General features: G+C 36.4%; 11 protein-coding genes and 1 pseudogene. All 12 read left to right on the forward strand.

Annotated elements, in window-relative coordinates; translation table 11 throughout:
• Window positions 1-545 (forward strand): DNA cytosine methyltransferase (locus RV13_RS19680; protein WP_083579829.1); only part of this gene is annotated, 545 nt, incomplete at its 5' end.
• Window positions 535-824 (forward strand): annotated as a pseudogene (locus RV13_RS19685) (hypothetical protein). The gene RV13_RS19680 and the pseudogene RV13_RS19685, both read left to right, overlap by 11 nt.
• 255 nt (window positions 825-1079) lie before the next feature.
• A complete protein-coding gene (gene mobT, locus RV13_RS19690) occupies window positions 1080-2264 on the forward strand; it encodes a MobT family relaxase (RefSeq protein ID WP_002302480.1) in 1185 nt (394 codons plus the stop codon).
• Window positions 2261-2374: a DUF3789 domain-containing protein gene (locus RV13_RS19695; RefSeq protein WP_002302478.1), complete on the forward strand. Its 114-nt coding sequence runs from the start codon at window positions 2261-2263 to the stop codon at window positions 2372-2374. The genes mobT and RV13_RS19695 overlap by 4 nt, the downstream gene beginning before the upstream one ends.
• A 28-nt stretch (window positions 2375-2402) precedes the next feature.
• Window positions 2403-2624 carry a hypothetical protein gene (locus RV13_RS19700; protein WP_002298822.1) on the forward strand — a complete coding sequence of 74 codons (222 nt, stop codon included), beginning with the start codon at window positions 2403-2405 and terminating at the stop codon, window positions 2622-2624.
• A gap of 12 nt (window positions 2625-2636) precedes the next feature.
• Window positions 2637-3140 (forward strand): antirestriction protein ArdA, encoded by a 504-nt coding sequence (locus RV13_RS19705; RefSeq protein ID WP_002302474.1) that lies wholly within the window; start codon window positions 2637-2639, stop codon window positions 3138-3140.
• 125 nt (window positions 3141-3265) lie between these two features.
• Window positions 3266-4303, forward strand: a complete 1038-nt coding sequence (locus RV13_RS19710; protein WP_002302472.1) for a cyclic GMP-AMP synthase DncV-like nucleotidyltransferase — start codon at window positions 3266-3268, stop codon at window positions 4301-4303.
• Between the two features lie 14 nt (window positions 4304-4317).
• Window positions 4318-6015, forward strand: a complete 1698-nt coding sequence (locus RV13_RS19715) for a ThiF family adenylyltransferase (protein WP_002303688.1) — start codon at window positions 4318-4320, stop codon at window positions 6013-6015.
• Window positions 6008-6469, forward strand: a complete 462-nt coding sequence (locus tag RV13_RS19720; protein WP_002302466.1) for a Mov34/MPN/PAD-1 family protein — start codon at window positions 6008-6010, stop codon at window positions 6467-6469. Before RV13_RS19715 ends, RV13_RS19720 begins: the two co-directional genes overlap by 8 nt.
• A gap of 12 nt (window positions 6470-6481) precedes the next feature.
• Window positions 6482-7342, forward strand: a complete 861-nt coding sequence (locus RV13_RS19725) for a hypothetical protein (RefSeq protein WP_002302464.1) — start codon at window positions 6482-6484, stop codon at window positions 7340-7342.
• 37 nt (window positions 7343-7379) lie between these two features.
• Complete coding sequence (locus tag RV13_RS19730; RefSeq protein ID WP_002302462.1) at window positions 7380-7769, forward strand: conjugal transfer protein; 390 nt, start codon at window positions 7380-7382, stop codon at window positions 7767-7769.
• A partial coding sequence (tcpF, locus tag RV13_RS19735) for a conjugal transfer ATPase TcpF (RefSeq protein WP_071875995.1) occupies window positions 7756-9650 on the forward strand: 1895 nt, incomplete at its 3' end. The genes RV13_RS19730 and tcpF, both read left to right, overlap by 14 nt.

The following is a 9650-nucleotide window of genomic DNA, read 5'->3' on the forward strand; positions in this document are numbered from 1 at the left end:
GAATGGGTGGCCAAGTCTATGGTTCAGATAGCGTAGCACCAACCTTGACCGGTGATGAAGGAATTAAAATTGCCTTACCGGTAAAGGATGGGATTTCTGTAGCGGGTATGTTGTCGGGAAATTTTGAACAAGGCAATAGGATTTATGAGGTAACCGGAACAGCCCCCACTTTGTCAACGAAACAAGGGGGAACGAAGATTATGATTCGGAAAAATGAAACAGAATATCAAGAGGTGAAGCCAGGGGACAGTGTGAACCTGGCTTTTCCTAATTCCACAAGTCGCCGAGGTCGTCTGGGAAAACAAAGTGTGCATACCTTACTAACAGGAGACCAACAAGCGGTAGTCACGGATCAGTACCAGATTCGAAAGTTAACACCTAGGGAGTGCTGGCGGCTTCAGGGCTTTCCAGATTGGGCTTTTGATCGAGCTTCTCAAGTCAATTCAGATAGTCAGTTGTATAAACAGGCCGGAAACTCAGTAACAGTTCCGGTCATTTTTGATATTGCTAGAAGATTAAAGGGGGTAAAAGCATATGATTTATGACGAGTTGATTGGAGAAATCTACTGGGTGATTGGCAAGATTCAGGCAGATCCGAAATTGGAAGAAGAACTGTACCGGCTCAATTTTGATATTCGCAAAAACGGGGTGAAAGTCCAGGTGATTCGTATGTAGTGGATGAGGAAACGGATGCTCGAATGGAGCTCAATCAAGTCATCGGTGAATTGGAACGAATTGCGGACCTTGCCAAAGAACCTGATATCCGCCAATACTTGTTTGAGATAAAAGCAGAGTTGGAAATTGAGGGTATCACCGCGGAGTAATAGGGAAATAACCCACTGATAGGCACTGACCGCGGGGGATTTGCGAAGCAGAAATCCTCCGTGGTGCTGTGCCTGTTCATGGACGGCGGCAGCCGGCCATGATGTCTCACCCCCCGTATCTAACAGGGGGGTACAAAAACACAAAAAACAAGCAAGTAACCATAAAAAATGCTTGTTGTATCAAGGATATTAAGTAATTTGTATAGGTGTTAACTCATTTGGAAAAGTTAACACCTTGAATTTGGAGGTGAAAACTTGGCGCAACGAAATTTAGATTATCGGTTATTAAAAGAACGACGCAACGAATATGGCGTTTCACAAAATAAATTAGCTACTGCTTGCGGACTTAGCCGCCCATACCTAAATCAGATAGAAAACGGTGGCGTAATCGCCTCTACAAAGACCATGAGAAAAATTTTTGATCAACTGGAAAGTTTCAATCCCGATTTACCTTTAACGTTACTATTTGACTATGTAAGGATTCGCTTTCCCACAACGGATGTGCGGAAAATTATTCAAGAAATTCTCCATTTGAAATTCGAGTATATGCTTCATGAAGATTACGCCTTTTACTCCTATCAAGAACAATATGTCATGGGCGATATTGTAGTGATGTTATCTCATGAAGAAGATAAAGGTGTCCTTTTGGAATTAAAAGGTCGTGGTTGCCGGCAGTTTGAAACTTTTTTACTCGTCCAAAAGCGTAGCTGGTACGACTTTTTTGAAGATTGTCTAAAAGCCGGTGGCGTGATGAAACGCTTGGATTTAGCAATCAATGATCGAGTGGGGCTACTGGATATTCCTGATTTAACGAAAAAATGTCAGAAGGAAGAATGTATCTCCTTGTTTCGTACCTTCAAAAGTTACCGTTCCGGGGAACTGTTGAAAGCTGATGAAAAGGATGGTATGGGCAATACCTTATATATTGGCAGCCTCAAAAGCGAGGTTTATTTTTGTTTGTACGAAAAAGATTATGAACAATATATCAAGTTAGGGATTCCATTGGACCAGACCGAAACGAAAAATCGTTTTGAGATTCGGTTGAAAAATGACCGTGCTTATTATGCGATTCAAGATTTGTTAAAAGGTCGTAGCATTGAAAGTACCACGTTTTCCATTATCAATCGGTATTTGCGATTTGCGGATAAAGTAGATGGAAAACGGCGAACCAATTGGCCCTTGAATGAACAATGGGGTCGTTTTATTGGACGGAATCGGAAAGAGATTCAATTAACTTCTGAACCGAAACCGTATACCATTGAACGAACATTAAATTGGCTAGGTAGACAAGTCGCCCCTACGTGGAAAATGGCTAAGGAGTTGGATCGATTGAATCAAACAACGTATATCCAGGATATGGTACAGAATGCGCGACTCTCGGACCGGCATAAAAAGATTTTGGAGCAACAAAGTATGGCAATCGAAAACTTGATTGTATGAAAAGAGGAATTTTGATGGAAATTGTAAAAGATATGTTATTGGTACTTGGTGGCAGTATGCTTGGTGTTACCGTGATGTGCTTGATGAATGCAAGTGCAGCAGCGGATTGAGCAATGGAAAAGAAAGGAAAGTGACAAAATGAATTTCGGACAAAATTTATATCAATGGTTTTTAACCAATGCTCAATCTTTAGTCTTACTAGCGATTGTGGTCATTGGTTTGTTTTTAGGATTTAAACGGGAGTTTTCCAAACTGATTGGCTTCTTGGTGATTGCTTTGATTGCGGTAGGTCTGGTCTTTAATGCTTCTGGTGTGAAGGATGTCCTACTCAATTTGTTTAACCGAATTGTCGGTGCCTGAGGGGGAATCACAATGGAACAGATGCGTGTTTATATTGCGAACCTTGGAAAATACAATGAAGGTGAGTTGGTGGGGGCATGGTTTACCCCACCTGTCGATTTTGATGAAGTGAAAGAACAGATTGGATTAAATGACGAATATGAAGAGTACGCGATTCATGATTATGAACTGCCTTTTGAGATTGATGAGTATACGCCAATTGAAGAGATTAATCGGTTGTGTAACTTAGCGGAGGAACTAGAAGGAACGCCAATTGGTGAAGCTGCTTCTGAGATTCAACACGCTTTCTTCAATTCTTTCGAGGAAATGGTAGAGCATGTGGATGATATTGTCTATTATCCAGATTGCGATGATATGAGTGATGTGGCGCATTACTTGATTGTAGAAGCTGGTGATTTTGGCGAAGTTCCAGAACAATTGAAGCCGTATATTGATTTTGATGCTTGCGGTCGAGATTTGGAGATTGGAGGAAATTATTTGGTTACTAGTCGTGGAGTTTTTGAGTATCCAGAATGAATCAACACTATATATAGTGTTTGATTAGTATATGTAAGCAAAAAAACACAATATATAGAGTGCAAACTGAAGGGTAATGTGATATAATATTTGCCGAAGAAATATTTTTGAAATGAGGTAATATTATGGCAAATATTCAAACAAGTTTTATTGATTTCCATAATTCAATTAGATTGGACGTAGAAGACAATACGCTACTTAAGGACTATAAAGACCAAGTAATTGATGGATTAAAAGATTACTTACCTGATGATGTGAAGTTTGAAACTTTTTTACAGGGAAGCTATTCTGTTTATACCGGAATAAAAAGCTGTGATGAAAAAATTGATTTTGACATCGATATTGCAGTTGCTTTCGAAATTGATCATACTGTTTATGAAGATCCAAGGGAGCCTAAACTGTGGGTAAAAGAGGCGCTAGTTGAAATTTTTCCTAATGCTCAAGTTAATTTAAAAGTACCTTGTGTAACTGCTACATTTACTGGAAAAAAGACAAAAAAAAATGTGCACGTTGATGTTGCGGTTTATGCTAAAGAAGATGAAAATTATTTCTTAGCAAAAGCAAAAGAATTCAGTGCTCCCGAAAACCGATGCTGGGAGGAAGCGGATCCCAAAGTATTAAAAGAGAAAATTAATAGTCATGTAGCAGATTCAGATGATCGAAAACAATTTCGAAGATGTATTCGCTATTTAAAAAGATGGAAAGATAACAATTTTAACCAAGAATATAAACCAACAGGAATTGGACTTACAATTAATGTGATGGATACGTTCCTAGTTAATAAGTCCACTGATTTTTTAACTAGAAAAGTTCAGTATAATGATATGGAATGTATGAAGCAGATTGTTTCTTCGCTGAAAGATTCATTTGTGTATGAGTACAGTGAAACAGATGGTTGGCATTATCGTCTACATGCATATCTTCCAGTGAAGCCTAACAGTGACACCTATTCAAAAATGACAGTGAATCAGATGAGTGATTTTAAAAACAAACTTTCTAAATTATATGATGATTTGATTTTCGCTATCGATACTGAAGATGAGTATGAAGCTACAAAACGATTAAATAATCAATTTGGGGAGGATTTTTTAATTATTTCAGAAGAAGAAGTTACAGAAAAAAACTTAAGAAATGCATTTGTTACAGACTATCCGAGTGCTTAGGTTGGTGTTAAAGATTGGATTATACTGATATTTTAAAAGAAAAGCTAACAGATGTTGTGCGTTTATTCGATGGTAATTACTATGGGGATTTTTCATTTGCTACAATTGGAAAGTTGCGTTTAAAAATTGAAATACCAAAACATTTTCCATTGGTACTTCCTAGGATTTACATTCATAATTTTGATCATTTAGGACTTTACCTACCACATGTAGAAAAAGATGGGTTGGTATGTTTTTCTTCAGATATAAATTATTTAGTAGATGAAGAAAATTCAGAATTGGTTTTATTGCAGTGTGTTAATAAAACTATAAAAACAATTGAGGAAGGTTTGAAAGGGTTAAATAAAAATGATTTTCGAAAAGAGTTTGTTGCTTTTTGGGACAAACAAGAGAATCAAATTTCGTTATTCTACCTTTGTGAACCAGCGTTGTTTATCAAGTCAGTTGATACAATAATGTACGGTAAGTCTTTGGTTGCTTTGGATAAAGAGAACGAATTACAATTAAATGCAGCGAGTAGATTGTTTAATGGAGAGAAAGAAGATACTCATGAATTAGATGCATACTATGTTCCAATTAGAAACAAGAATAATATTATGCCCCCGAAGAATAATAAAGCATGGTCAAAGAAGGATATTTTACAAATAGTAAAAAAAAATGTAACAGGTGCAAATAAAAGATTTTTTTTAAAACTTGAAAAAAGAAAGAATAGACATAATGTTTTACTTATTCTAGATATCCCAATTGAAGAAAAGTCAAATAATGTCATAATTGGATTTCTTTTTACAAAACAATCTGGATCTATAAAAGATTATAAGGGTACGCCTAGGACTGTATTAGTTCAGCGTCATGATGAATTATATTTGGTGAATAGAACGAGCGGAGAAAACTATGGATTGGGTGCTAATATAGCTATTGTTGGGGTAGGGTCAGTTGGCAGTAAAATTGCTGAAAATCTTGGTCCATTAGGTGTGAGAAAGATGACACTCATAGACAATGATTGTTTTCAAGCTGAAAATTTGTATCGAAATTCACTTGGTGCAGATAGTTTAAAAAATGCCCGATCTCAGAATAATTTTTTTAAAGTTGATTTAATGCAGGAGGAGCTCGAAAAAAAATTCCCATACCTTTGTGTTGAAGTGGAGTCAATGAACGTTTTAGACTTAATTAGTATGCAACCTGGTTTTTTCAAGGAATATGACTATGTTTTTGTTTGCATAGGAGATACAATGGCAAGCCTGGCTTTAAATAATTATTTTTCCAAAAGTAGTCAAAAAGTTTTCTATTCTTGGCTGGAGCCATATGGCATTGGGGGACACACTCTATTTATAAATTATTCTCTAAATCAAAAAGGTTGTTTCAATTGTCTTTATACAGATTCAAACTCTAAAAATAGGTGTTCAAATAGAGCTTCTCTGGTAAAAGAAGGACAAATTTTTGAAAGGACTTTAGCGAGTTGCCGCTCAAAATTTATACCATATAATGCTATTGCCTCGACGGAATGTGCAATTAATGCAATAAAACTTTTCCATAAAGTCAATCAAAATAATATGACCAATAGTACTCTTTTTTCATGGATAGGAGATGGGAGTACTTTTGAGAATTTAGGATATCAATATAGCGACAGAAATACTTTTCTTAATGGAGTCAATAAGTTTGAAGAAAGATTCTTTTCTAAATATTGCAAAGTATGTGGGGAGTTAGATGATTAAATTTTCGTGTGACCGTATTGTCATTGAAGTAAGGGATGAAGTTCTTAAGATATTTGAACAATATCGGCAGGGAAAGGATGACTTGCCTGAAGCTGGAGGAGTTCTTCATGGAAAAAGACTTAAGAATGGGAGCATAATAATTACCGATATAACAACACCTCAAATAGGAGATATACAAAAAAGATTACTCTTTAAAAAAAACCGAGAAATTCATCAACAGCTTTCTAATGAGAAATGGATAGAATCAAATAAGTTTTCTATTGCATTGGGAGAATGGCATACTCATCCTGAAGCTGTACCAACTCCATCAAATGTTGATAAGAAAAGCTGGAGACTGAACGTGAGCAAGCAACATGATGATAGAGTTTATGTTTTTATTATCGTTGGATTTTCTGATTTGAGAATGTGGTTACTGTCAAAAAAATCAGATATTAGGCAGGCTATAAAACTATAAAGGAGTGATTAGGTGAAATCACAAAAGAATATTTGGTGGTGGGGGTTTTTAGTAGGAAAGGTAATGATACCAGCCCTTCTCTTAATTTCTCTACCGATGATTACTTTTTTCTTTACCAATAAAAAAATGAGTAAAGAAGCCGTGATTTTTTTCTTTGGAGACCAAAAAGCTACCTTTATTGAAACGTTAGTAACATCTCTTCAGCTTAATTTGAATTACATTTTTTCAATTATTATTGTTATATCGTTATTGAATTTTTTTAAAAAAAGAAATTCAGGAAAGGTGTTTAACTCTAATGGAAATGTGTACTACAACTATTTTTATTTTGTATTTTGGGTAGCAGCAACTTTACTTGGTTATGATAAAATTCAGATTGCAGGAATTCCTATACACATGCAATATAAGTTGGTTTTGAGTGGAATTTTTTCTGAGGTGTTGCCAGATATATACGATGATCATTACGACAGTGATGGAACATGTAAAGTAAGCATTGAAAAAGAAAATTTCGATGACATCGATGGATATGACTCTGTGAACTTACTGATTATTGATACTTACGATATAAAAATGAGTGAATTATCTATGGAAAATCAAACATATCCTACGATAATTGTTAGAGGGAATTCAATAGATGGAGTTCGTAAAGTTAATAGATCTTTAATCTTGGAAATAAAAAAAACAATGGATGAAATTCAAAAAAGTGACTTTAAAAAAGTATTTGTTGCTTCAACATCTAATCCAAAAAATAGTATCAATATTATTAATTCATCGTTTAGATTTTTCGGTCGATCACGTAGGTTTAAACTTTATGTTCTTCAAAAGGATTATGCAAGCAATGGAAAGTATAGTAAGAAATATAGAATTTTTATTTAAGAAGGAATTTTTCCTTCTTTTTATTTTGGAGGAAACTATGAAAAAAATAAAAAGCTACACCAGTATTTGGGCAGTTGAAAAAGTCATTTATGCGATTAATGACTTTCAGCTGCCTTTTCCTGTGACCTTTAACCAGATGGCTTGGTTTGTTTTATCCTTGATGTTTGTCATTGTATTTGCCCATGTGCCTCCGCTATCCATGATAGAGGGGGCTTTTTTAAAATACTTGGGCATTCCGATAGCGGTCACTTGGTTCATGTCGCAAAAGACCTTTGACGGTAAGAAACCATTGGGATTTTTACGATCCTTTATCAGCTATCACTTACGGTTTAAGGTCACTTTTGCAGGAAAGAAAGTTAAAGAACAGAAGAAACGATGGGACGAACCAATCACCTTGGTAAGGAGTGTGAATTATGTACCCGATTAAGTATATTGAAAATAATCTTGTCTTTAACCAAGAAGGCGAGTGTTTTGCTTACTATGAATTAGTGCCTTACAATTACTCCTTTTTGTCACCTGAACAGAAGTATCAAGTACATGATAACTTTCGCCAATTAATTGCGCAAAATCGTGAAGGTAAGATCCATGCCTTACAAATTGCCACAGAAAGTAGTATTCGTGCCACACAAGAACGTTCGAAAAAGGAAATTACCGGTAGACTCAAAGAAGTAGCAAAGCAACGAATTGATTTACAGACAGATGCATTAGTATCCATGATTGGCGATAGTCAGATTGATTATCGCTTCTTTATTGGCTTTAAACTGATTTCGACAGATGAAGAGGTCAATCTAAAGAATCTCAGGAAATCTTTCTTTTCTGGACTTCAAGAATTTGTCTATGGAGTGAATCATCATTTGATGGGTGATTTTGTTTCCTTATCCAATGAAGAAATTCGTCGCTATACCAAGCTTGAAAAACTAATGGAAAGTAAATTGGCTCGAAGATTTAAAGTCAAACGAGTAACGCCGAGTGACTTGACGTATTTAATTGAACATATCTATGGTGAAAAAGGCACACCGTTTGAAGAATATGAATTCCAGCTACCAAAGAAAAAGCTGAAATCAGAAACGCTGGTGAAACGTTACGACTTATTACGTCCCACTCGTTGTTTGATTGAAGAAAAGCCTCGGTACTTACGGATGGAACATGAAAATCATGAGTCTTATGTAGCGTACTTAACAATTAATACCATTGTAGGGGAAATGGAGTTTCCTTCCTCGGAACTTTTCTATTACCAGCAACAACAATTTACGTTTCCGATTGATACTTCAATGAATGTGGAAATTGTGACGAATAAAAAGGCCCTAGCTACCGTTCGTAATAAGAAAAAGGAATTAAAAGATTTAGACAACCATGCCTATCAATCTGATAATGAAACGAACTCCAATGTATTAGATGCTTTGGATTCCGTGGATGAATTGGAAACCACCTTGGATCAGTCGAAAGAATCCATGTATAAACTAAGCTATGTGGTTCGAGTGAGTGCTAAATCAGTGGATGAATTAAAACGCCGCTGTGATGAAGTGCTCGATTTTTATGACGATACCAATGTAAAACTAGTCCGGCCCTTTGGCGATATGATGGGTCTACACAAAGAATTCTTACCCTCAAGTAAGCGATACATGAATGACTATATTCAATATGTTACGTCTGACTTTTTGGCGGGACTTGGTTTTGGGGCTACTCAAATGCTAGGAGAATTAGAAGGCATTTACTTTGGCTATAACGTAGATACGGGGCGCAATGTTTACCTGAAACCGGCATTGGCATCACAAGGGGTCAAAGGCTCAGTAACCAATGCTTTGGCATCTGCTTTCCTTGGTTCGTTAGGTGGGGGGAAATCTTTTAGCAACAATCTCTTAGTCTATTATGCCGTCCTTTTTGGTGGGCAAGCTGTGATTGTCGATCCAAAAGGAGAAAGAGGCGGTTGGAAAGAAACGTTGCCAGAAATTGCGGATGAAATTAATATTCTTAACTTGACCAGTAAGCCAGAAAATCAAGGCTTACTTGATCCCTATGTGATTATGAAGAAAAAGAAAGACTCAGAAAGTTTGGCGATTGATATCCTGACCTTTTTAACAGGGATTTCCAGTCGGGATGGGGAGAAGTTCCCTGTGTTACGCAAAGCCATTCGAACGGTTACCCAAAGTGATCAGCGAGGATTATTACAAGTAATCGTTGAATTGCGTAAAGAGGACTCACCAGTCGCGGAAAATATCGCGGATCACATCGAGTCCTTTACCGATTATGATTTTGCCCATTTGCTTTTCTCAGATGGTTCGATTACCCAGTCGATTAGTTTAGATAA

The sequence above is a fragment of the Enterococcus raffinosus genome (assembly GCF_001886185.1).
Classification (GTDB): domain Bacteria; phylum Bacillota; class Bacilli; order Lactobacillales; family Enterococcaceae; genus Enterococcus_A; species Enterococcus_A raffinosus.